General features: G+C 72.0%; 21 protein-coding genes. 11 read left to right on the top strand and 10 right to left on the bottom strand.

The features are described 5' to 3' along the window. The first annotated feature begins 96 nt into the window (after positions 1-96). Together ACLJPL_RS06825 and ACLJPL_RS06830 are read left to right on the top strand one after the other, a co-directional pair. Positions 97-873 carry an SDR family oxidoreductase gene (locus ACLJPL_RS06825; protein ID WP_411079777.1) on the top strand — a complete coding sequence of 259 codons (777 nt, stop codon included), beginning with the start codon at positions 97-99 and terminating at the stop codon, positions 871-873. Positions 874-906: 33 nt separating this feature from the next. Beyond that, on the top strand, positions 907-1,806 hold the full coding sequence (locus ACLJPL_RS06830) for a LysR family transcriptional regulator (RefSeq protein ID WP_411079778.1): 900 nt from the start codon (positions 907-909) through the stop codon (positions 1,804-1,806). Here ACLJPL_RS06830 and ACLJPL_RS06835 read toward each other — a convergent pair. Continuing rightward, positions 1,763-3,043, bottom strand: a complete 1,281-nt coding sequence (locus tag ACLJPL_RS06835) for an erythromycin esterase family protein (protein ID WP_411079779.1) — start codon at positions 3,041-3,043, stop codon at positions 1,763-1,765. The genes ACLJPL_RS06830 and ACLJPL_RS06835 overlap by 44 nt on opposite strands. A 166-nt stretch (positions 3,044-3,209) precedes the next feature. Here ACLJPL_RS06835 and ACLJPL_RS06840 point away from each other — a divergent pair, with 166 nt between their 5' ends. Both ACLJPL_RS06840 and ACLJPL_RS06845 read left to right on the top strand, forming a co-directional pair. Then, the gene (locus tag ACLJPL_RS06840) at positions 3,210-3,536 is read left to right on the top strand and encodes a nuclear transport factor 2 family protein (RefSeq protein WP_411079780.1); all 327 of its coding nucleotides are present in this window, start codon (positions 3,210-3,212) and stop codon (positions 3,534-3,536) included. A 214-nt stretch (positions 3,537-3,750) separates the two neighbouring features. Beyond that, positions 3,751-5,004 (top strand): protein kinase domain-containing protein, encoded by a 1,254-nt coding sequence (locus tag ACLJPL_RS06845; RefSeq protein WP_411079781.1) that lies wholly within the window; start codon positions 3,751-3,753, stop codon positions 5,002-5,004. A 219-nt stretch (positions 5,005-5,223) separates the two neighbouring features. On the opposite strand, the gene ACLJPL_RS06850 is transcribed toward ACLJPL_RS06845, so the two are convergent. Beyond that, positions 5,224-6,009, bottom strand: a complete 786-nt coding sequence (locus tag ACLJPL_RS06850) for an SAM-dependent methyltransferase (RefSeq protein WP_411079782.1) — start codon at positions 6,007-6,009, stop codon at positions 5,224-5,226. A 257-nt stretch (positions 6,010-6,266) separates the two neighbouring features. Between ACLJPL_RS06850 and ACLJPL_RS06855 the strand changes: the two genes are divergently transcribed. Next, positions 6,267-7,322 (top strand): LacI family DNA-binding transcriptional regulator, encoded by a 1,056-nt coding sequence (locus ACLJPL_RS06855; RefSeq protein WP_411079783.1) that lies wholly within the window; start codon positions 6,267-6,269, stop codon positions 7,320-7,322. Between the two features lie 307 nt (positions 7,323-7,629). Beyond that, positions 7,630-8,697, top strand: coding sequence for a LuxR C-terminal-related transcriptional regulator (locus tag ACLJPL_RS06860; RefSeq protein WP_411079784.1), 1,068 nt, complete (start codon positions 7,630-7,632; stop codon positions 8,695-8,697). A 129-nt stretch (positions 8,698-8,826) separates the two neighbouring features. Here the strand turns inward: ACLJPL_RS06860 and ACLJPL_RS06865 are convergent, their stop codons facing one another. The 4 genes from ACLJPL_RS06865 to ACLJPL_RS06880 all read right to left on the bottom strand — a co-directional run bounded on the left by ACLJPL_RS06865 (position 8,827) and on the right by ACLJPL_RS06880 (position 12,808). Continuing rightward, positions 8,827-9,555: an HAD family hydrolase gene (locus tag ACLJPL_RS06865; RefSeq protein WP_411079785.1), complete on the bottom strand. Its 729-nt coding sequence runs from the start codon at positions 9,553-9,555 to the stop codon at positions 8,827-8,829. Positions 9,556-9,676: 121 nt separating this feature from the next. Further along, positions 9,677-10,861 (bottom strand): MFS transporter, encoded by a 1,185-nt coding sequence (locus ACLJPL_RS06870; RefSeq protein ID WP_411079786.1) that lies wholly within the window; start codon positions 10,859-10,861, stop codon positions 9,677-9,679. 1 nt (position 10,862) lies between these two features. Then, a complete protein-coding gene (locus tag ACLJPL_RS06875) occupies positions 10,863-11,531 on the bottom strand; it encodes a dienelactone hydrolase family protein (protein WP_411079787.1) in 669 nt (222 codons plus the stop codon). Positions 11,532-11,551: 20 nt separating this feature from the next. Next, entirely contained in the window at positions 11,552-12,808 is a 1,257-nt protein-coding gene (locus ACLJPL_RS06880; protein WP_411079788.1) for a cytochrome P450, read from the bottom strand. Between the two features lie 559 nt (positions 12,809-13,367). Between ACLJPL_RS06880 and ACLJPL_RS06885 the strand changes: the two genes are divergently transcribed. After that, positions 13,368-14,420: a CPBP family intramembrane glutamic endopeptidase gene (locus tag ACLJPL_RS06885; protein WP_411079789.1), complete on the top strand. Its 1,053-nt coding sequence runs from the start codon at positions 13,368-13,370 to the stop codon at positions 14,418-14,420. Positions 14,421-14,536: 116 nt separating this feature from the next. Further along, on the top strand, positions 14,537-15,100 hold the full coding sequence (locus tag ACLJPL_RS06890; protein ID WP_411079790.1) for a hypothetical protein: 564 nt from the start codon (positions 14,537-14,539) through the stop codon (positions 15,098-15,100). Between the two features lie 118 nt (positions 15,101-15,218). On the opposite strand, the gene ACLJPL_RS06895 is transcribed toward ACLJPL_RS06890, so the two are convergent. Beyond that, positions 15,219-15,818 (bottom strand): TetR/AcrR family transcriptional regulator, encoded by a 600-nt coding sequence (locus tag ACLJPL_RS06895; protein WP_411079791.1) that lies wholly within the window; start codon positions 15,816-15,818, stop codon positions 15,219-15,221. 223 nt (positions 15,819-16,041) lie between these two features. Between ACLJPL_RS06895 and ACLJPL_RS06900 the strand changes: the two genes are divergently transcribed. Both ACLJPL_RS06900 and ACLJPL_RS06905 read left to right on the top strand, forming a co-directional pair. Beyond that, positions 16,042-18,324: a glycoside hydrolase family 3 N-terminal domain-containing protein gene (locus ACLJPL_RS06900; protein WP_411079792.1), complete on the top strand. Its 2,283-nt coding sequence runs from the start codon at positions 16,042-16,044 to the stop codon at positions 18,322-18,324. Positions 18,325-18,496: 172 nt separating this feature from the next. Continuing rightward, entirely contained in the window at positions 18,497-19,561 is a 1,065-nt protein-coding gene (locus ACLJPL_RS06905; RefSeq protein ID WP_411080035.1) for a VOC family protein, read from the top strand. A gap of 89 nt (positions 19,562-19,650) precedes the next feature. Here ACLJPL_RS06905 and ACLJPL_RS06910 read toward each other — a convergent pair whose 3' ends face one another. Next, on the bottom strand, positions 19,651-20,043 hold the full coding sequence (locus ACLJPL_RS06910; RefSeq protein WP_411079793.1) for a MerR family transcriptional regulator: 393 nt from the start codon (positions 20,041-20,043) through the stop codon (positions 19,651-19,653). A 57-nt stretch (positions 20,044-20,100) separates the two neighbouring features. Continuing rightward, positions 20,101-21,159, bottom strand: a complete 1,059-nt coding sequence (locus tag ACLJPL_RS06915; RefSeq protein WP_411079794.1) for an MDR family NADP-dependent oxidoreductase — start codon at positions 21,157-21,159, stop codon at positions 20,101-20,103. A gap of 362 nt (positions 21,160-21,521) precedes the next feature. On the opposite strand from ACLJPL_RS06915, the gene ACLJPL_RS06920 reads away from it, so the two are divergent. Then, positions 21,522-22,163, top strand: a complete 642-nt coding sequence (locus ACLJPL_RS06920; protein ID WP_411079795.1) for a TetR/AcrR family transcriptional regulator — start codon at positions 21,522-21,524, stop codon at positions 22,161-22,163. 265 nt (positions 22,164-22,428) lie between these two features. Here the strand turns inward: ACLJPL_RS06920 and ACLJPL_RS06925 are convergent, their stop codons facing one another. Then, positions 22,429-23,133: a GDSL-type esterase/lipase family protein gene (locus tag ACLJPL_RS06925; RefSeq protein ID WP_411079796.1), complete on the bottom strand. Its 705-nt coding sequence runs from the start codon at positions 23,131-23,133 to the stop codon at positions 22,429-22,431. Positions 23,134-23,167: the final 34 nt, after the last annotated feature.

The raw sequence follows: 23,167 nt of genomic DNA on the forward strand, positions 1-23,167 counted from the left end.
CGCTCCTAGCGTGGAAGGAGGAAACTGCAAGGAACACAGACGAACGCCGCATATCGACAGATGCGGCCGGAGAGCCAGAGGGAAGGGACCGCAACCATGAGCGAGCAGCAGAAGCAGCAACAGCAGCAGTCGCTGAACGGCAGGACCGCAGTCGTCGCCGGAGGAGCCAAGAACCTCGGCGGCCTCATCAGCCGCAGCCTGGCCGAGGCCGGGGCCGACGTCGTCGTGCACTACCACGGCGAGAACTCGGCGGCCGATGCCGAGAAGACGGCGGACGCGGTGCGCGCGACGGGCGCCCGGGCCGTCGTCGTACGGGAGGACCTGACCCGCGTCGAGGGCGTCCGCAGCCTCTTCGACCAGGCGCTCGACGCCTTCGGCGGGGTGGACGTGGCCGTGAACACCACCGGCATGGTCCTCCGCAAGCCGATCGGGGAGACGACCGAGGAGGAGTACGACCGCATGTTCGCGATCAACTCCAAGGCGGCGTACTTCTTCCTCCAGGAGGCCGGCGCCCGCCTCAACGACGGCGGCCGGATCGTCAGCCTGGTGACCTCCCTGCTCGCCGCCTTCACGGACGGGTACGCCACCTACGCGGGCGCCAAGGCCCCGCTGGAGCACTTCACCCGGGCGGCGGCCAAGGAGTTCGCCCCGCGCGGGATCGCGGTGAACAATGTGGCCCCGGGCCCGATGGACACGCCGTTCTTCTACCCGCAGGAGACGCCGGAGCGGGTGGAGTTCCACAAGTCGCAGGCGATGGGCGGCCGGCTGACGGAGATCGAGGACATCGCGCCGCTGGTGAAGTTCCTGGTCACCGAGGGCGGTTGGATCACCGGGCAGACCATCTTCGCCAACGGCGGCTACACGGTCCGCTGATCCCCTGTCCGGACGTACGGGAGGATGGACCGGGTGACCCTGGACCTGCACAAGCTGGAACACCTCGTCGCCGTCGCGGAGGAGGGCGGGTTCACCCGGGCGGCCGAACGGCTGCACCTCAGTCAGCAGGCGCTGAGCACCTCCATCCGCACCCTGGAGCGGTACGTCGGCGTCCAGCTCCTGGACCGGGGTCACCAGCAGGTCACGCCGACGCCCGCCGGGCACGCCCTCATCGAGGACGCCCGCGCGCTCCGGGCCCAGGCGTACGCCGCCCTGGACCGCGCCCGGCGCATCGGCCGGGGCCAGGCCGGGCACCTGCGCATCGGCCACACCCCGGCCGTCACCGCCGAGGAGGTGGTGGACCTGCTGAGCCGGGCGGGTACGGAGGAGGAGGGCATCCAGGCCCATGTGCGCCAGCTCTTCCCGGACGAGCTGCGCGAGCAACTCCTCACCGGGGCCTGCGATGTGGGGCTCTGCCGGTCCATGCCCGCCGACTCGGGCCTCACCCGCGCCCGGGTCGCCGAACACCGCCTCCGGGTCGCCGTCCCCGCCGCCCACCCGCTCGCCGCCCGCCGCGCGGTGGCCCTGGCGGACCTGCGCGGGGAGCCGCTCACGGTGTGGGGGGAGCCGGGCGCGTCCGCGTACACGGACCTGCTGATCGGCCTGTGCCGACAGGCGGGCGTGGAACCCGACACCCGGCGCAACCCGGTCCAGGGCACGCCGCCCATCACCGCCGTCACCGCGACCGGCCGCATCGCCTTCGTCACCGCGCCCCCGGGCCCGGCGGCGGGCGGCGCGGCCCGCGTCGTCGACCTGGACCCGCCGGTCGACGTGCCGGTCCACGCGCTGTGGCCCGCGCACACGACCTGCCGGGTCCGCGACGTCTTCCTCAGCCGGTGCGGGGGCCTGGCCGAAGAGGGCGGGCCGGTGTGACGTTCCGCCGGTGCACGATGACGTCGAACCACTCGGCCGGCGAACCGCCCGTCAGGTGGTGGGCGGGGTCGTCGTCGGGGTCGTAACGCGGTCCGATGGCGCGGAACTCGGCGGTCCTGGCGAGCCAGTCGGCGACCGGCCGCGGCGCATCCGCGCGGAGGTCCAGCAGGTAGTCGCCCGTCGCGTCGTCCTCCAGGACCGATTCCACCAGGGGCGGTACGGGGCTGGGCACCCGGTGGGGCGGGGCGTCGGTGTACGTGGCCAGTTCACCGCGGCCGAAGGTGAGGCCGATGGACGAGTACTGGTCCCCGAGCCCGTCGTGGAGGTGGCTGCCGGCGTTGCGTGAGGCGCCGGCCGGGTCCGGCGGGAAGCTGATGGCCCGGGCGGGCGCCTTGGCGGAATGCGAACTGGAGGTCCAGAACAGCACCTTGTGCCCGGTGTGCCGGTGCCACCACTGGACGTTCTCCGCGAAGGACCGCTCGTAGTAGGCCATGTTGTGCGGGTCCAGCGGATCGTCGTCGTGGTCGTGGAGCTCGTGGTACTGGACGATCACGCGGGCGTTGTGGAGTGCCCAGGCGTGTCCGTCCGAGCCGGGCGCCCCCGCCACCAGGGCGTGGGCCGCTCGCGCCCGGTCGCACCAGGACCGCCTGTCCGCCAGGGCGCGGAAACGACGCGTGTGCGCGGACACCTCGCCCTGCGGCCGGAGGTCGGCGTAACAGGTCTCCAGCTCGTCCAGCAGCCCGGGGGCGGCCCGGCGTACGTAGTCGGCCACCGCGTCGTAGGCCGATGGCCCCGTCTCGTGGGGGCTGACCCCGACGAAGCGGACGGGGTCGTGCGGGCGGGTCTCGTTGAAGGAGCGCATCCACCGGACGAGGTCCAGGACCTCGGCGGTGCGGCAGAAGGGCTCCGCCGACTCCAGCAGCGCCACGGGATCTCCGACGCCGGTGCGTACATAGGCGTCGAGCCGGACGCCGAGCGTCCAGTCCTGGTCGAAGGCGACGGCACGGAATCCGGCCTCACCGACCAGAAGCCTGGCGATGCGGACCTGGAGGGCGAAGAGCTCGTGCGCCGCACGGGTTCCGGCCCTGTATCCCACTACGGTCGTCCGCTCGCCGAGCATGCCAAGGAGCGGCCTCAGGTCATCCAGCGCACCTGAGGGGGACACGGTGGTCAGGGGCCGCGCCGTGCTCCTGATCCAGTTCTGAACCGCTGTGCGCTGTTCCGGTGAGATCGTCATGGGGGCACCCTCCGACCTCAAGTCTGGTTGAGGTCAACCCTGCTCGGGGGATGAGGAGGGGAGGGGCAGCGCCGAGGCGTCGACATGCGGGGGCGGGCGGACCGGCAGAGACTCGGTAGGGATCTCCGGGGACGCCCGTTCCCGGCCGGGGCAGAGGAGGAACAGCATGACCGCATCGATCAGCGACCCGGTGGTGGAGAGGTTCGTCGCCGCCGTCAACGCGGGCGACGAGTCCGCCTTCACCGCCGTCCTCACCGAGGACGCCACGATGTCCGACGACGGCAGCGAACGGGACCTGGCCGCCTGGACGGAGAAGGAGATCTTCTCCCCGAAGGCGAACGGCCGCATGGAGGTCGTGGACGCCTCGGACGACGGCCGCACCCTTGTCGTCGACTACACCAACGACACCTGGGGCACGATGCGGACGCGCTGGGTCTTCACGGTCACCGGCGACCGCGTCAGCCGCTTCGAAACGGGCCAGGCGCCGGCCTGACGCCGGGGGCCGGCGGTTTCCGGCCCTTGGTACCGCGCGGGAGTCCGGGTCAGACGGGCAGGTGTGCGGCGAGCTGCTCCCACTGCCGTACGGGCGGGGAGTCGGGCGCGGTGGTCACGAGGTGGAGGCTGACGTGGTCGGCTCCGGCGGCCTATGAGCTGACATCAGCTCATGAACCGTTCACGGCCATCGAGTTGCTCCTATGATCGGTCACATGGGCGATGTGTTCTCGCAAGGCGAGATCTTGGCCGGAGGCCGGTACCGCATCGATGGACTCCTGGGAAGCGGCGGAATGGCCCAGGTCTACCGGGCCCACGATCTCAGCCTGGCACGGGCAGTGGCGATCAAGACAATGCTGCCCGGATTCACCCACGACGCGAGCCATCCGGAGCGGTTCCGGCGCGAGGCGCAGGCCATGGCCGCGCTCCGGCACCCGCACGTGGTGACCGTGCACGACACCGGAGAAGAGCCGCGTGCGGATGGGCCGCCGGTGCCGTACTTCGTGATGGAACTGGTGCCTGGGCCCTCGCTGGCGGACCGGATTCGTGCGGATGGACTCCCCGTGTCAGCCGCGGTCCGCATCACGGACCAGATCCTGTCCGCATTGGCGGCCAGCCACGCCCAGGGGCTCGTCCACCGCGACATCAAGCCGGCGAACATCCTGCTGGCCGGGGACGGCATCGCGAAAGTGGCGGATTTCGGTATCGCCCGCGCGGCAGCCGGTGCCGGGCGTGCGCTCACCGACACGCGGATGACGATCGGTACTCCTCAGTACATGTCACCCGAGCAGGTGCATGCCTCGGCTCATCTCGACGGACGGTCCGATCTGTACGCGGTCGGCGTGCTGCTCTTCGAGATGATGACGGGCCGGACGCCATTCAACGGGCCAGACGCGTTCGCGATCGCCTATCGACACCTGCACGAACCGCCGCCGACACTGGCCTCCTTCGGAATTTCCGCACATCCACGCCTGGAACCGGTGCTGGCCCGCGCGCTCGCCAAGCTGCCCGAGCAGCGTTACCCCGACGCGGAATCGATGCGCATCGCCCTCCGGATGGCAGTGGCTCCTTCACCGCCCCCCAGACGGATGCCGATGCCCCCACCCACACCCGTACCGACGCTGAGCCCAGGGTTGTTCACACCCGATCCCGCGCACGTGCGCCCGCAATGGCGAACGCACATCACGCAAGGCGTTCGGCTGACCGTCTCCGCGATCTTGATGTGGGGAGCAATGGTGTTCGTCGGCATGGCACAGGAGGGCGGCTACACCATCCCGCTGACATCGGGCGAGACGTGGGCCTTTCACAGCTTCGCGACGGCCGCGGTGATGGCCGCCGCTCCTGCTTGGAGCCGACGAAGCAGACAGCAATCGGCACTGTGGAAAACGACCTCATGGCTCTTGATGACCTGCTACCTCTTCATGTGGTTGGCCGGAGCCGCGATCATCCATGAGGCAGGGAGCATGTAAGAGGTCGTTTCTTCCCGGTATCCATCCCCCGCACCACGCCTCGGTGCCCTCGGGTCCTGTCACCGGGAGGAGCGGCGGGCCCTCCGGGCCGACGTGCAGGCCCGGGCCGATGCCGCTCCCGAGCCTCCGCCCTGGCGGGAGCGCTTCGCCGCCGTCGCGGCCGCCACGGCCGGAGAAGCGGGCGGTGGCGACGGCGACGGCGGGCGGGGCGGAACCGGACTACGGAACCCGGGCGACCGCGACGTAGAGGCCGCTCTTTTCCGGGGTGGGGGCGTCCGTGCCCTGGAACCACTCCGGGGCCTCCACCAGCCCGGGCTCCACGATGTCCAGGTCCTCGAAGAACCGCGAGAACTCCTTGCGGCTCCGCAGGGCCAGCCGGATGCCACCCTTCTGGTACTCGTCCTCGCTCTGCTGCCCGATCTCCTCGTCCACATCGGAAGCGCCGTGGGACAGCACGACGTAACTGCCGGGCGCCATGGCGTCCGTGAACGTACGCACGATGCCGATCGGGTCCTCGGCGTCCGGCAGGAAGTGCAGGAGGCCGAGGAGGGAGAGGGCTATCGGGCGGTCGAAGTCCAGGACCTTGCGTGCGGCGTCGAGGATGACGTCGGGCTCGCGGACATCGGCGTGGACGTAGTCCGTCACGCCCTCCGGCCGGCTGACCAGCAGCGCTTCGGCGTGGCGCAGGACGATGGGGTCGTTGTCGCAGTAGACGACCCGCGCGGAGGGGTTGATCTCCTGGGCCGTCTGGTGCAGGTTCGGCTCGGTGGGGATGCCCGTCCCGATGTCCAGGAACTGCGTCACGCCCTCGCCCGCCAGCCAGGCCGTCGCCCGGTTCATGAAGGAACGCTGCTGCCGGGCGCCGATCTTCGCCTCGATGGGCAGGCGCTCGGCGACCGCCTGGTCCACGGGGTAGTTGTCCTTGCCGCCGAGCAGGGAGTCGTAGACCCGTGCCGAGTGGGGCCTGCTGGTGTCGATCGGGGGGTGAGACTTCTCGGCCGTCATACCGAACTCCCTGTACACGTGGTGTGAACCCATCAGTTGACGCAGTCTGTCATGTCAACTGGAGTGAAGTGAACGGGTGTTCGTGTTGCGTGGGATGTCGGTCCCGCCGGCCCGGGCTCGATCGCGGCCGTGGCGCGGGTCGTATCTCCGCCAGGCGGCGAAGCGAGGGGTGGACAGGGAGGGCATTCGGCGCGAACTCCGCGATATTCCGTCAACGCCCAGACCCGTCCCATTCGGTGGACGGCTACTCTCGCCGCGTGGCCCATGTGACGCGCGATCAAGTGGCAGCCCTGGCGGGGATATCCACCGCTGTGGTCAGTTACGTCATCAACAACGGCCCCCGGCCGGTCGCCCCGGCCACCCGGGAGCGGGTGAGGGCCGCGATCGAACAACTCGGCTACCGACCCGACCGGATGGCCCAGGCGATGGCGCGGCGTCGCACGGACCTTCTCGGCATGGTCCTGCCCGACGCGCGACAGCCGTTCTTCGCGGATCTGGCGCACGCCGTGGAACGCATCGCCTTCGAGCGGGAAAAGCTCGTCCTCATCGGCAACTCGGATTACGTGGGTGAGCGCGAGGAGCACTACACCCACGCGTTTCTCGGCATGCGGGTCGCCGGGCTCATCCTCATCAGCCAGACCGGTGCGCAGCAGGTGGCCGAGACCTACGGCCGGGACGGCGGCCCCCGGGTGGTCCTGCTGCACCGGCGTCCGGACGACCCGGCGAACGCGGCGGTGGTCACCGACGACGTGGCCGGGGCCCGGCTCGCGGTGCGGCACCTGCTGGCGCACGGCCACCGTACGGTCGCCTGCTTCGGCCGGTCGGCGGCCACGCTCGCCCCGGGCGACCCCGTGGTCGACCGGGTGGAGGGGTGGGCGCAGGCGATGGGCGAAGCCGGTCTGCCCGTCGACGGGCTGCTCGTCGAGTCGCCGTTCGACCGGTTCCGCACCTACGACCTGGCGCTCGGCCTCCTGCGGCGGCGGGACCGGCCGTCCGCCGTCTTCTGCACGACCGACGACCAGGCGCTCGGCGTCCTGCGGGCCGCCAGGGAACTCGGTCTGCGGGTGCCGCAGGAGCTGGCGGTCGCCGGGTTCGACGACATCGCGGAGGCGGCGTTCGGTGATCCGCCGCTGACCACGGTCGCCTCCGACGCCGAGGCCATGGCACGGGCGGCCGTCTCCCTGGTGCTGGACGCGCCCGCGGCCGACGAGGACGCGGGCAACAGGGTCCGTACGTTCCCGGCCCGCCTGGTCGTGCGGCGCTCGTGCGGATGTGAGCAGACGTCCGTGGGGGTGCCGGGCGGGCGGCGGTAGGCAGGAGGGGGCGGGGAGTGGTGGAGTGGAGTGGAGTGGAGTCGTACGCGGGTGGGGCCGGGGCGGCGGCGTCAGGCGGCGGGCCCGGGCGTCAGGCCCGTACCCCATCCCAGGTCGGTCGTGCGGCGCGCGGCCGCACGCGTCGCGGGTGACCTGCTGCTTCTACGTCGTGGGGCGGAGGCGGTTCGCATACCCGCCAGCCTGTCCGACCTACAGGATTGCGCACAGGGCACAGGGGTAGCGTCTTTGCGCATTGCGTGAAGCCGTGGGGGGACAAAAAATGGATATACCCCGATTATCGGGCGCGGTGGGCCGTTCCGTCCTGAGTGCCGACGCGCGGGGTGTCTACCGTCTGCTGGCCGGACGGTCGAAGGCCGAGCCGATCGACGAGTTCCGCGCCCGGGCCGGGCTCGGGGCCGAGCCGCTGAGCGCCGCCATCGCTGAACTCGCACGGCTGAAACTCCTGTGCCCGGGTTCGCTGGCCGCCGGAATGCTCCTCGCGGTCGCCCCGGACAGCGCCCGCGCGCACTACCTCGGCCCGATCGTCCGGGAGTTGAACGACCGGCAGTTCGAGGTCGACGCGGTACGGGAGGTCTACTCGGAGCTGACCGTCGTCCACCGGCGCGCCGCGCTCTGCGCCGCCCAGGAGGCCGCCGTCGAGGTGATCCGCGACCTGGGGATGGTCCGGCGGGCCATCACCGAACTCGCCGCCCTCGCCACGCAGGAGATCATCACCTCGCAGCCGGGCGGGGCGAGGCCCGAGGCAGTGCTCGAGGAGTCGCGGCGGCGTACCGACGAGCTGCTGGATCGCGGCGTGCGGCTGCGGACGCTCTACCAGCACACGGCCCGGTTCAGCCCGGCGACAGTCGACTTCGTCGAGTACCTCACCGGGCGGGGAGCCGAAGTCCGCACCCGTAGCGACGGCTTCATGCGGCTGCTGCTCTTCGACGGCCAGGTGGCCGTGACGGCGCTCCGCTGCGACTCGGACGGCGCGGTGATCGTCCGCGACCCCCATGTGGTCTCCTTCATGCAGACCGCCTTCGAACGGGCGTGGAGCCGGGCCACGTTGTTCCGTCCCGAGTACGATCCCGCCGTCATCGAGCGGACCTCCGACGAGGTCAAGACCACGATCCTCCACCTCCTGGTGGAGGGGCTGGAGGACAAGATCATCGCCCGGCGGCTGGGCATGTCGCTGCGGACCTGCCAGCGCCACGTCTCCGAGATCATGCGGCGGCTCGGGGCCAAGAACCGCCTGCACGCGGGGTACTTGATCCACCACCACGGCATCCTGGAACGCGGGATGATCCCCAAGCCGCCGCCGGTCCGGCGCGACGTACCGGCCGGCGACCGGACGCCCTCCGCGCGCAGGGGGTGAATCCGCTCGCAGGGGGTGAATCCGTGCGCAAGGGGCGAGTCCCTGCGCCGGGGCGAGTCCGTGCGCCGGGGTGGGTCCGTGCGCCGGGGTGGGTCCCGCGCCAGGGTTGCGTCAGGCACACGTGCCCCATCAGTGCACCAGAGTTGAAGCGGTGCCGGGCAGCATGCCCAGGCGCACTCTCGCCAGATCGACCGCCTCCCGCAGCGAGCCGGCCACCGGTACGCCGGCGGACGCCAGGTCCTGGCCCAGCTGGGCGCCCCCGGAGTACAGCACGGCGGGGATGCCGGCGTTCCGCGCCGCCAGGGCGTCGTCCAGGGTGTCCCCGATGGCCACCACCCGGGTCACGTCGACGGGGAGGAGCTCCAGGTGCCGGCGCATGGCGTCCGCCTTGGTCCCGCCGGTCGGCCCGCGTCTGCCGTCCACCAGGGTGAAGTAGGGGGATATCGCCAGCCGTTCGACCTCCTGGAGCAGCTCCGCGTGGGTGTGCAGGGAGAGGACGGACTGCGAGTGGCCCGCGTCGGCCCACGCCGCCAGGACCTCCGCCGCGCCGTTCATCAGCACCGAATCGGTTCGCGCGTACGCGGGGTAGCGCCGCTGGAAGATCCCGTCCGCGAGCTCCCACTCCTGGGCGGTCAGCGCCCGGCCCAGCAGCCTGGCGTAGAACCGGGGCACGGGCACGCAGAACGTCTGCCGGTACTGCGGCATGCCGATCGGCGCGACCCCCAGCGCGGCCAGGGAGTCGTTGAGCGCGCGCAGCCGCGCCGCGTTGTCGTCGAGGAGCGTGCCGTTGAAGTCGAAGACGAGGTGCCCCGGCGGCAGGGCGGGGCCGCCTTCGGTCGGGTTCAGGTCCAGCAGCATGCGAGTCCTCCGGTCGGGTCTTCACGGCGGCGGGCGGCGGCCGATCGCCCACCCCGCCGCAGAGGGGAAGCGTCGGTCGTGGCGTGGCTGGCGCGAGGGGCGGTGGTGGTGGCGGTGGTGGTCAGTCGAGGGCGTCGGCTGTCGGCCCTGGCCGGAGCGGCTGGGACCGGGCGTCCTGGAGCGACCTGGCCAGCGTCCGGCCCAGCAGCAGACAGGGCACACAGAGCACCGCCATCACCAGGAACGCCAGGCGGGGCGAACTCGCGTACAGCGGACCGGCGATGGCCGTCATGGCCGCCGTGCCGAGGCTCATCGCGACAGCGGCGTACAGGCCGTGCGCGGTGGCCCACAGGTTCTGCGGCAGATGCAGCCGGACCGCCTGCGCGTGCGCGAAGTGCGTGAGCGCGAACGTACCGGCGTGCAGGACCTGTGTGAGCACCAGGACCGCCGGCGGCAACGGCAGCGCGAGGACGCCCCAGCGCAGTACGGACGCCGCCGCGGCCAGCACGAACAGCGCCGGGACGGACCGGCCGCCGAGCAGGGGCACGGCGTACTTGAACAGCAGCAGCTCCGCCGCCACGGCCAGCACCAGGAGCAGGCTCACCCCGGTGGGGGAGACCCCGAGCCCGCCGAAGTAGGCCGCCCCGAAGGCGTAATACATGCCGTGGGAGCCCTGGAGGAGGACGGAGATCGTCAGGATCAGCGCGTACGGGCGATGGGCGAGCAGGGTGCGTCGCGCCGCGCGGGCGGGAGGCGTCAGGCCGAGCACGACGCCGGACGGTGGGAACACGCCGACGACGGCCATCACCGCGCACCCCGCGATGAACACCCAGACCAGCGCGTCCGCCCCGTACCGGCCGTCGACGAGCCCGCAGAGCCCCAGGCCGACGATGAAGCCGGCCGAACCCCAGTACCGTACGGCCCCGTAGTCCGCCTGACCGCTCTCCGCGCCGATCGTGGCGAGGGTCTCGCTCAGCGGCATGATCAGCGGGTAGCAGACCCCTACCAGTACGGAAACCGCCACCATCGACGCCAGGTTCGGGGCCCCGAGGTAGAGCAGGCTCGTCACGGCCGAGCCCCAGGCGAGCACCTGCGCCAGCGTCCTGAGGGACGCGAGCCGGCACAGCAGCGGGTAGAGGAACGCCACGGAGAGGGAGCGCGAGATCAGCCCGGACGTCACGATCAGCGCGACGTCCGTTCCGCCGAAGCCCGCGTCGAGCAGCCATATCCCCCAGTAGGAGAGGTACACGCTCCAGGTCAGGAAGAAGAGGAAGAACCTGGCGGAGAGCCACACCCGGAAGGACATCTCACCTGCCTCCCGAGAGCCCGAGGAAGTCGACGGCCGACCGCCAGGCCGCCGCGCTGTGCTCCGGCGAGTGGTGCGGGCTGTCCGGGTCGCAGAACCCGTGTTCACAGGCGTGGAGTTCGGCCGTCACACCGGGGCGCCCGGCCACGCGTGCGGCGAACTCCGCTCCGGAGAAGCTGACTTCGTGTTCGGCGATCACCAAGAGGCAGCCGCCGTGCGGCTGTACGTCGAGGTGGTCGCGGATCCGTGAACCGTAGAAGCACACCGTCCGGTCCAGTGCCCCCGTCCCCGCGGCCAGCCACGTGGCCGTGGCCCCGACGCTGTAACCGACCCCCAGGACCCGGCGGTAGCGGGGCCGCAGCTCGGCGGCGTACCGCGCGAGGGCACGTCCCATCGGTTCGACGCCGAGGTTCCGCATGAAGTCCTCGTACGCCGCCGGCTCCTCGGCCCGCCCGAACGCCTTCGGCACGGGCCTGAAGTCGGGGGTGAACACGTCGCAGCGGTAGCGGCGCAGGGCGTCGGCCACGACGGTGATGTGGTCGTTCACGCCGAAGATCTCGTGGGCGACGACGAGTGCGGTGTCGTGGGCCTCCTCCGTGTCGGCGGCGGGGGCAGAGGTGTGGGCGACCGCGACGGTGGTGTCGCGGTCGCCCGGCGACTGGTCAGCCATGGGGGAGGGTCTTCCGATCGTCAGTCCTCGATCTCCACCGGCATGGTCACGATGCCGTGGAAGGTCGGGTTCGCGGTCCACTGCGGCTTCGACAGGTCGTACCGCGGGGCTATGCCCGGAATCCGGGCGATGATCCCGCGCATGACCTCCTCGACCTCCACGCGGGCGAACGCCGCCGCGATGCACGCGTGGTAGCCGCCGCCGAACCCGAGGTGCCGCTTGCCGTTCCGGTCCAGCCGGAAGTCCTTCGGGTCCTCGAACGCCTCGGGGTCGCGGCCGGCCGACCCCAGGAAGAAGTACACGGAGTCGTTGGCCCGGATCTTCTTCCCGTGCAGTTCGACGTCGTCCTTGGCGTGCCGGGTGATGTACTGGATCGGGGACTCGACGCGGATGCACTCCTCGACGGTCGCCGGGGTCAGCTCGGGGTCCTTCTTGAGGGCCGCGAACTCGTCGGGGTTCGTGAACAGCAGATGCAGGCAGTTGCTCAGCAGGAACTGCGGGATCTTGTGCCCGCCGAAGATCAGGTGGATCGTCTGCCGGATGATCTCGGCGTCGGCCAACTGCCCTTCTTCGTCCGGGTTCTCCGAGATGAGGCGGGTGAGCAGGTCGTTCTTGGGGCTCTCCCGCCGCTCCTTGATCGCGCGCGTCAGGAAGTCCACGATCTCGGCGAGACTGCGCCGCGTCTGCGCGCTGATCTCCCGGTCGGGGGCCGGCTTCACCACGAAGTCCTGCATGAAGGCGGCGATGTCGTCGGACCAGCCGATGAATCGCTGCACCTCCTCGCCCGGGATGCCCAGCATCCGGCACAGCACGAGCGCGGGGATCTGGTGGGCGATCTCCTTGACGAAGTCGAAGGACGTGCCGTTCCGTTCGAGCACCCCGTCGAGCTGATCAGCGACGATCCGCTGGATCTCGGGCCGGATCAGGTCGACTTCCTTCGCCCAGAACGCCCGGTTCATGTGGGAGCGCAGCCGGGTGTGCACGGGCCGGTCGTTGTAGATCATCCAGGTCGAGATCACATCGATGATGTCCTGGAAGTCGCCTTCCTCGCCCGGCGGGACGTTCTTCATCTTGTTCGTGATCAGCGGGCTGGTGATGAAGGTGTCGCCCACCAGGTACGTGGACACGTCGCCGTACCGGGTGATGAACCAGGACTCGGACTCCTCGTGCCAGAACACGGGTTCGGTCGAGCGGAGTTGCTCGTACAGGCGGTACCGCTGATCCTGGTACGCCGCGTCGTAGATGCTGAACTGGGCGATGGCGGGTTCTGTCGGCATGCGCCACATCCTGCCTGCGCGCAAAACGATGCGCCCGCCTGCCAGGGGGCCGTATCGCCGCCAGACGGAGATGCGAGGGGCTGCCCGCCCCGCAGGCTCCCGCCGGGCGCCGGGGCTCGACGGGAGCTTCGCGCGCGTCGCTGGAGTTTCGCTCGGATCCTCTGGATCTTCGTCGCGATGCGGGTGGTCATCGTGGCCCTGACGTGCATCAATGGGGAGCCGTGCCCCGACGTGACGTGCATGCCGAGCGTGGCGGGCCCGGACAGACATGAGAGACGTGAGAGACGTGCTGACGGACCGGGCCGGACCGGACCGTCCGCATGTGTGGATTACTCAGAAGGCGATCGTTGTGAACCCTGACGTGCCCCCGCCCTGGGGCCCGCCCCCTCGCCCCGCCGACCAGGGCCGCCCCGCCGACCAGGGCGGGCCTGCCGACAAGGGCGGGCCTGCCGGGACTGTCGACCCGGGCGGGCCCGAAGGGCAGGCCCCTTCGCCTGGGTGGGCCCGACCTGGAGGGGCGGTCCCTCCGCAGGGGTGGGTCCCGCCTCAAGGGCAGGCCGTGCCTCAAGGGCAGGCCCCTCCACAGGGATGGGGGCCGCCTCCCCAGGGGTGGGGGCCGCCTCCCCAGGGGTGGGGGCCGCCTCCAGGGTGGGGGCCTCCGCAGGGGTGGGGTCCCGCGCCCGGTCCCGTACGGGCCGAGGCCGGGTCCCGTTACGACGAGCAGGGCCGCAACGGGCGGGGAGGCAGGTTCGGCTGGCTCGGCGAGCTGCTGCTCGTCCTGCTCCTGCTGATGGCGGGCTTCTTCGTCGTCTCCGTGATCGGCTTCACCATGGCGGAGGTGCTGGGCGCGGCCCCCGAGTCGACGGACGGCGGGATGTTGTTCGCGGACCCGACCGCCGACATGGCCTTCCAGCTCGGCGCCCTCGCGATAGGCATCCCCACGGTCCTGTGGGGTGTTCGCTATCTGGGCAAGCGGCCGGCGGGCACGCTCTCCTCGGTCGTCGGCCGGCTCCGTTGGCGCTGGCTGGGCCTGTGCGCCGCCGTGGCCTTCCCGTTGATCATCGTGCAGTTCGGGATCCTGCTGGCATGGACCTGGGGATCGGAGGCGGGCGAGCCGACCGGGGACGGCTGGCCGGGCTGGTCCGGTTTCCTGGTGAGCCTGGCCGTGTTGGGGGCGCTGGTCCCGTTCCAGGCGGCGGCCGAGGAGTACGTCTTCCGGGGCTGGCTGGTCCAGGTGATCGGCCGGGTCGTGCGGTCCCCGTGGCCCGCGATCGTCCTCGCCTCGCTCCTGTTCGCCCTGGCCCACGGGTTCGGGGAGCTCTCCGGCTTCATCCTGCTGCTCTACTCGGCGCTGTGGTGGGGCTGGCTGGTGATCCGTACCGGGGGCCTTGAGGCGGTGATCACCCTGCACGTCGCCAACAACCTCCTGGCCCTGGGCCTCGCGACGGGCTTCGGCGAACTCGCCTCCGCCGAGACGGCGGCCGACGCGCCGTGGCAGGCGATGGTGGTCGAGCTGGTCTTCGCACCGCTGTACTGCCTGGTCATGGCACGTCTCGCGGACCGGCGAGGGGTGGAGCGAGTGAGCGGTGCGGTGGAGCGGGCGAGCATCTGAACGGCCTGGGGCCGCTCCGGAACGCCGGCCGTCGCCCAGGCGGCGTACGGGCTGTCGGGCTCTGGTTGGATCGGAGCGGCGCCACGGTCCAGGACCCGTGGGCGGAGGGGGATCCCATGTCGGACGACGAGCGGTTCAGGGCGAGCGGGTGGCGGGGCCGGGAGGTGAGGATACCGAGGCCCGCCGGGACCCCGGGGCCCGTCGTGCTGGAGTTCAAGGGCGGCGTCACCACGTCGTTCCAGCTGTACGCGGGGAAGCGGACGGCCACGTACAGGTCGTACGGCGAGCAGTTGCTCCGCACCGGTGGCCCCCGGGCCCGCAGAGTGCTGGTGCCCAGCCACTGCAATCACGTGGGGGTCCATCGGATCAGCCCGGGGAGGAATGTCGGCACGGGCTTCGCGCGCTGGCGGCTGCGCGCCGTGGACACGGCCGAGCTCCCCGTACTGACGGACACCCTGTCCGGAAAGTGCGAGGACGTCGTGTTCTTCGACCGCCCCGCCCGTTTCTCGTTCGCCTGGGACGGCTCCCTTGCGAACGGCCGGCTGTATTTCACCCGGGCAGACGGGGGCGAGGCCCGTGCCGTCGGCCTGGAGGGCGTCTTCCGGGGCGTGACCGTCGTGCCGGGCGGCGGCTTCCTCTCCGTCTCCGTCTCGGAGCCTTGGACGCTGAAGAGGTTGTAGCGACTGCGGGGGCTGTGGGGGCCGCGGGGCTTGTGCGGGTTGCGGGGGCTGTAGCGACTGCGGGGGCTGCGGGGCTTGGGCGGGTTGCGGGGGCTGGGCGGGTCGCGCGGGCCGGAACTCAGAACCGTACGGTCAACTGGGCCTGCACATGCGCCCGCAGGACGCCCGCCATGTCCGTCGCGCAGTCGCTGATCAGCCACTGGATCTGGAGGCCGTCCATCAGGGCGATCAACTGCTGCGCGGCGGCCGCCGGGTCCACGTCGTCGCGCAGCTCGCCCGCGTCCCGGGCCTGGAGGTAGGCGCGTTCGGTGTTGGCGACGGACGTGCGGTAGCGCGCCTCGAAGTAGGCGTGGGCCGGGTGGTCGGGGGCGGTGGCCTCCGCCGCGACCACCGAGAACAGCTCGACGATCCCGCGCCGCTTGGCGTTCAGCTCCGCGAGGTCCACCAGCCGGCGCAGATGGTCGACGCCCCGGGTGACGCCCAGGGCGAGCCACTCGTCGTCCACGTCGTCGCGCCGCTGGAGCACCGCGAGGAGCAGGGCCTCCTTCGTCGGGAAGTGGTGCAGGAGGCCCGGGTGGGAGATGCCGCAGCGGGTGGCGATCACGCGGAGGGACGCGCCCCGGTAGCCGGCCTCCCCGAACAGGGTCATCGCCTGGTCGAGGATCTCGGTCCGCTTGGCCCGGCCCTTGGCGTAGCCGCGCCGCGTTCCCTCGCTCACGCGCCTTCACCCGCTGCTGTCATCGCACGCCTCTCTCGCTCCGCTCCCACTTCGCCGCCGCCGCGCCACGTGTGCGCCTCGCCGCTCCGGCGCTTCGGTGCTCCCGTACGTCGCCGCTGCGGTCCAGATTCTCACAGGGTCGAATACCCGCCACCTCAATACTTACCAAGCGGTCGGTATTGAGCGTACGGTACTGCGGAGTGCCGTCGTGAAAGGAACTCCCGTGGGCCTCCTGCCGCCGTATCTCGACCCCGCGCTCCCCGTCGCGGACCGGGTCTCCGATCTCCTGGGCCGCATGACGCTGCCCGAGAAGGTCGGCCAGATGCTCCAGCTCAACGCCAAGGAGGGCGTCCGGCACCTCGTGGAGGACCTGCACGCGGGGTCGATCCTGCACGCCTCGCCCGCGCGCGTACGGGAGGCCGCCGCGCTCACCGAGAGGACCCGGCTGCGCATTCCGCTGCTCGTCGCGGAGGACTGCATCCACGGGCACTCCTTCTGGGAGGGGGCCACGATCTACCCGACCCAGCTCGGGATGGCCGCCACCTGGGACCCGGAGCTGGTGGAGCGGATCGCGCGGGCGACGGCGGTGGAGGTCGCGGCGACCGGGGTGCACTGGACGTTCTCGCCGGTCCTCTGCATCACCCGGGACCTGCGGTGGGGCCGGGTGAGCGAGACGTTCGGCGAAGACCCGCACCTGATCGGGGAGTTGGCCTCCGCGATGGTGCGCGGCTACCAGGGCGACGGCCTGGCGGACCCGACCGCGATTCTGGCCTGCGCCAAGCACTTCGCCGGGTACTCCGAGACCCAGGGCGGCCGGGACGCCAGCGAGGCGGACATCTCCCGGCGCAAGCTGCGCTCCTGGTTCCTGCCGCCGTTCGAGCGGGTCGCCGCCGAGGGCTGCCGGACGTTCATGCTCGGCTACCAGTCGATGGACGGCGTGCCGATCACCGTGAACCGCTGGCTGCTGGACGAGGTGCTGCGCGGCGAGTGGGGTTACACCGGGACCCTGGTCACCGACTGGGACAACGTCGGCCGCATGGTGTGGGAGCAGAAGATCTACGCCGACTACGCGCAGGCGTCGGCGGCGGCGGTCCGCGCGGGCAACGACATGGTGATGAACACGTCGGGCTTCTTCGAGGGCACGCAGGAGGCGGTGGCGCAGGGCGAGTTGGCGGAGTCCGAGATCGACGCCGCCGTACGCCGGGTCCTGACGCTCAAGTTCGAGCTGGGGCTCTTCGAGAACCCGCGCCACCCCGACGCCGCCCGCCAGGCCGAGGTGATCGGCAGCGCGGCGCACGCGGCGCTCAACCTGGAGGCGGCCCGGCGCTCCCTGGTGCTGCTGGCCAACGACGGCACCCTGCCGCTGGCGGGGGGCCTGGCGGCGGACGGGGCGGGCGGGGCCACGGGGCCCGGCCCCCGTACGGTCGCCGTCGTCGGCCCCAACGCGGATGACGCACAGACCCAGTTGGGCGACTGGGCGGGCTCGTCGGGCCAGACCGACTGGCTCCCGGACGGGCAGCCGCGCGCCATGATCCGTACCGTCCTCGACGGCTTCCGCGACCATGCGCCCGCCGACTGGACCGTGTCGTACGCTCCCGGCGCGCGCATCCTGGACGTCGGGCCGGACCCCGAGGGGGCGTTCTTCCCGGACGGACAGCCCCGCCCGGAGGTCGTCGTCCCGGCCGCCCCCGACCCGGAGTCGATCGGTGAGGCGGTGGCCGCCGCCGAGGCCGCCGACTGGGTGGTGGCCGTGGTCGGCGACCGGATCGAGCTGATCGGCGAGGGCAAGTCGACGGCCACCCTCGAACTCGTGGGCGGCCAGGTCGCGTTGCTCGACGCGCTGGCGGCCACGGGCAGGCCGCTGGTCGTCGTGGTCGTCAGCTCCAAGCCGCTGGTACTGCCGCCGGCCGCGCTCGGTGCGGCGGCGATCGTGTACGCGGCCAACCCGGGGATGCTCGGCGGCCGGGCGGTGGCGGAGCTGCTGCTCGGCCTGATCGAGCCGACCGGCCGCCTCCCCCTCTCCTTCGCCCGGCACGCGGGACAGCAGCCGACGTACTACAACCAGGTGCGCGGCCAGCACGGTTCGCGGTACGCGGACCTCACGCAGAGCCCGGCGTTCGCGTTCGGGGAGGGGCTGAGCTACACCACGGTGGAGTACGCGGACCTGGAGCTGTCGACGGCCGTCGTCGAACCGGCCGAGACCGTACGGGCCCGGGTGACCCTGCGCAACACCGGCTCACGGCCCGCGCTGGAGACGGTCCAGGTGTATGTGAGTGACAGCGTGACGTCGGTGACCTGGGCGGAGAAGGAGCTGAAGGCGTACGAGCAAGTGGCGCTGGCCTCGGGGGAGTCGCGGGACGTCGTGATCGAACTGCCGGTAGCCGCTTGTACGTTGGTGGACTCGGAGGGGCGACGCGTGGTGGAGCCGGGGCGCTTCGAGCTGCTGGTGGGTCCGTCGTCGCGGAATGAGGCGCTGCTGCGGGCGGAGTTCACGGTGAAGGGGTGAGGGGGTGAAGGGGGGAAGGGGTGAGGGGGCGAGGCGGGCCGGCGGGAATCTAACCCGTATGCGTGTGTACGTGGGTTAGGGTTCGGGCGTGAGGGACGACAGCAGGAGCGACAACAGCAGCACCAGTGCGCCGGCCGGGCCTGGACAGGGTGACTTCTCCGGATTGCACCACGTGGGGCATGTCGTCGAAGACCTGGGCGGGGCCATGGAATTGTACCGGCGTCTGGGCTTCACGCTGCCGCCGCCGAGCGTGCCCGCGATGCCTCCCCGGGAGGGCGCGCCCCCCGAGCCGTTCGGCGCGGCGAACACGCACGCCGATTTCCCCCGGGGATTCGTGGAGTTGGTGACGGCCGTACGCCCCGGGGTCGGCTCGCTGCCGCCCGACGTCCACCTCGTACCGCTGGAAGCGCCACCGGAGGTGCTGCCCCAACTGGTCCGGCGCATCAGCGGGACCAGCGCGGGACTGGCGGCGTTGCTGGACCGTTTCGAGGGCCTGCACATCCTCATGCTGGCGGCCCCCGACATCGACGCGGCCGCCGCCCGCCTCACGTCGGGCGGTGAGCGGCACGGTGGGGTCAACTCCGTGCGGTGCCCGGCGCGTACGGAGGCGGGTGACACCGTCGTGGAGACGGTCAGCTACCTGGAGCTGGACGGCGAGGGGCCCGGAGGGGCACAGGGCCGGGTGGCGGAGGGGCGGGTCGGGGCCGTCGCCGAACTGGACCCGGCCATCCAGGGCCCCCGCGTGCTCGACCACCCCAACGGGGCCGTGGACCTCGTCGACGCCGTGCTGTGCGTGCCGGACGACGAGCTGGAGGTCTGGAGCGAGCGGTACGGTTCCCGCCTCGGCCGGTCGTACCGGGAGGAGGGCCCGGCCCGGGTCTTCGACCTGGGTCCGCGGGGCTGCGGGGTGACGCTGGTGCCCGCTTCGGGGCTGGGGAAGGTGCTGCCGGGGGAGGCAGGGCCCGTGGCGGCGGGCGAAGGGGCGCTCGGGCTGCCGGGCGAAGAGGCGCTCGGGATGTCGGGCGCGGGGGTCTCCGCGTCGCCCGGGGAAGGGGTGGCGGTGCTTGCGCCGGCGCTTCCGGTGTTCGTCGCGTACGCCGTCGCCGTACGGGATCTCGCCGCTGCCCGCGATCTGCTCGACGCGAACGGCTTCCACCCGCGCCGGACGGCCTCGGGGGATGTTTTCGTCCCGGCCGCGGAGGCGTTGGGGGCGGCCGTGGTCTTCCGCCAGGCGTAACCGCCCCGGGGACCGCCCTGGTCCTGGCCTCCCCCTCAGGACCGCCTCTGACATCGGGTCCGGGGGAGGTCGGCCCCCTCCGTCAGGAGTCAGGAGTGGCGACGCGCGGGCGCGTCCCCGAAGACCCGGCGGGCGAGGTCCTCGCGGAGCCGGGTGAGGCGGTCGATCTCGGCGTCGAGGACGGCGAGCCTGCGGCCGACGACGCCGGAGGCGGAACCGCCCGGGGCGTCGGCGGAACCGCACCGGGGCGGCGGGTCCTCGGTGAGGAGGTGGAGCCGGTCGGCGCAGGAACGCAGGTCCTCGATGGTGAAGCCGGAGCGCAGCAGTTCGCGGATGACGCGGAGCCGGGCGACCTCGTCGGGGCCGTAATCCCGCTGGCCCGAGGCCGTGCGGCCGGGCGGCGGGAGCAGCCCGCGCTGTTCGTACAGCCGCAGCGCCCTGGGGGTGCACCCCGCCGCCGCTGCCGCCTCACCGATCCGCATGACGCCCACCCGGCCCTCCGCACGGGCCCGGTTGCCCGGGCCGCCCCTACAACTCCACTACAACTCCACGACGACGGCCCCGAAGTGCCGCCCCTCGATCAACTCCCGCAACGCCTGCGGCGCGCGATCGATGCCCGGGATCCGGGTGTGGGGGAAGGTGATCTCGCCGGAGCGGAGCCACTCTCCGAACCGCCCGGTCCACTCCTTCTCTACGTCGGGGTGGTCCGTACCGCTGTAACCGCGCAGCGAGACGCCCTTGACGACGATACGGAACGAGTCGAGCTCCACCGGCGAGCTGCCGCCCTGGCGCCGCGCCGACAACTGCCCGGAGAGCGCCCCGACCAGGGCGAACCGGGCCCCCTGCCGGGCGGCCCGGACGGCTGCGGCCAGTTGCTCGCCGCCGACCGTGTCCAGCAGGACGTCGATGCCCTCGGGCGCGGCCGCGGCGAGCTGTGCGGCGAACGGGGTGCCGGAGTCCCGCAGGAGGACGGCGTCGTAACCGAGTTCGGCGACCAGCCGCTCCGCCTTCCGCGGCGACCCGGTGCTCCCGATCACCTTCCCGGCCCCCAGCAACCGGGCGATCCGGCCCGCGAGGGTGCCCACCGCGCCCGCCGCGCCGGTGACCAGGACGGTGTCGCCGGCACGGACCCCGGCGAGGCGGGTCAGGGCCCCGTACGCGGACGACCCCTGGGCGAGGTGCGCCACCGGATCGGGCAGGACGTCCCCCACGGGTACGCAGCCGGAGGCGTCCACCACGGCGTGGTCCCGCCAGCCGTGAAGGTGGGTGACGGTGTCGCCGGGGCGCAGCGGGCCGCCGTCCGGGGCCGCGACGACCTCGCCGACCGCCGGCCCGAACAGCGCGTCGCCGCTGCTCAGCGCGGGGAGCGGCACTCCGTCGACCTCGCCGCCGATCAGGGTGCGCAGACCGGGGAAGACCAGGAAGTAGCGGTTCCGCACGAGGACCTGCCCCGGTCCGGGGGCCGGCAGCGGCCTCTCCACCACGGCGAAGTCCTCCGGGGCGGGCAGCCCTTGGGGAATGGAGACGAGCCGGACCTCGCGAGCGGTGCGCGGGAGGCGCGCGGACAGGGGCGGGCGTGGGGACGGGGCGGCGGTCATCCGGAACTCCTCGGCGCTGGCTGTACGGGGATGGCTGTACGGGGACGGCGCGGCGGCACACGGAAGGCGTCCGCTCGACGGGTGCGCAGACGCTAACCCCTGCCCCGCACGTCAGGGTCAAGTCGGAGGAGGACAGGAGGACAGGAGGAGAGGGAACCGCGAGGAGAAGGAACCGCGAGGAGAAGCGAAGGAGAAATACCGGAGAAGGCGTGAGAGGGGGAGAAGAAGCGATTCGGCGTGACCGGGATCCCCCAAACGGGTGTGGCGCGGCCCCCCGGTGGCCCCCGGGCGAGCACAATGGGGCGGCGGTTCGTGCAGAGGTGCCGAGGCCCTCTCCCGCACCTTGCGCTGAAGGAGGACCGGTGGCTGATGGCTGGGCGGTTCAGCGGACGGGGCCCGGTGACCTGGCCCGCACACAGGCGAGGGAACAACTGCTGGATGCCGCACGGGAGCTGTTCGGGGTCGTCGGCTACCGGGAGACCACCGAACTGGACCTGTGCGCGGCGGCCGGGGTCGCTCCCGAGGTGCTCCGGCAGGAGTACGGGACGCGGGAGGGGCTGCTCATCGCCCTGCACAACCGGGTCACCACCATCGGCCTGCGAGCGGCGGAGGCGGCCCTGCTGGCGGAGGGCATCGACAAGTGCTCGATCGCCGAACGGGTCGGGCGGCTCTTCGACGCGTACGTGGGAGCCGTCACCCGGGACCCCCGCGAGGCGCGGGTGACCTTCGTCGAGGTGCTGGGCGTGAGCGCGGTGGTCGACGAGCACTGCAAGCTCTGGCGGGCGCTGTGGACGGAGTTCCTGACCGGTGAGGCCGAGCGGGCGGTGGAGCGGGGCGAGGCGGAGGACCGGGACCACCGCGTCGACGTCATGGTGATGGTCGGCACGGTCCACGAACTGATGGCCCACCACGCCCGCCGCTGCCGCCGCGCCCGCCCTGAGGAGGTCTCCGGCGAGCTGACGCAGCTCGCACTGACGATGCTGGGGTCGCAGCCGGTGGGGTGAGGGGGCGGGGGTGAGGGGCGGTCACCGGCCGACGAGGAGGCCACGCACGCACGGACGGTCGCCGCAGACGAATGCGGCGAGTTCGATGGGACGGATACGGCGAGTTCGATCGGACGAATACGGCGAGTTCGATCGGACGGATCATGCCGGCAGGACGGACTCATGCCGGCAGGACGGACTCATGCCGGCAGGACGGACTCACGCCGGCAGGACGGACTCATGCCCGCAGGACGGATCATGCCCGCGGAATGGACGGCTCTCCCGCTCAGGCGGGTTGCGGCAGCGAGGGCCGGCGTGCGTACGGGCCGGTGATCCCCCACGCCTGGTGCATCGCGTCGGCGAAGGCGGCCGCGAGCAGGTGCTCGCCGCTCGGGCCGGGGTGCGTGCCGTCGTACGTGTCCGTGTGGATGTCGTACTCCGGGGGGTGCGAGGCCAGGAGGAGCGGGGAGGCGGGCTCGTCCAGGTCGGCGACCGCCTTGGCGAGGAGTTCGTTGAAGCGGGCGCAGGAGGCGGCGAAGGGGGCGTCCGTCTCGGCCCGGACGTTGGGTATCACCGGGAGCAGCACCATCCGGATGTGCGGGTTGGCCGTGCGGGCCGCCGTGATGAACGCGCGGGCGTTGGCGGCCGTCTGCTCGCTGTCCGTGTAGAACCCGAGGTCTATCAGGCCCAGCGAGACCAGCAGCACGTCCGCGTCCGCCTCGCGCACCGCGTCCGCGATCACCGGGGCCATGTGCAGCCACCCCTCACCCCAGCCGGCCAGGTGCCTGCGCGCGTCGGGCGGGAAGGACGGGTCGGCGTACGCGTGGGAGAGCGGGGCGTTCGCCTCGGCGTCGTACAGCGTCGTGCGCGGCCCGACGATCTCGTACGGGGTCGGGCAGGCCGTCTCCAGGTGCTGCCACAGCCGGTAGCGCCAGGTGAAGTCGCCGGTGGCGCCGATGGTCATGGAGTCGCCGACCGGAAGAAAACGCATGGCGTCATCATGGCCGATCACGGCTGTGGCCTGC

The organism is Streptomyces sp. cmx-18-6 (genome assembly GCF_046548915.1).
Taxonomy (GTDB): domain Bacteria; phylum Actinomycetota; class Actinomycetes; order Streptomycetales; family Streptomycetaceae; genus Streptomyces.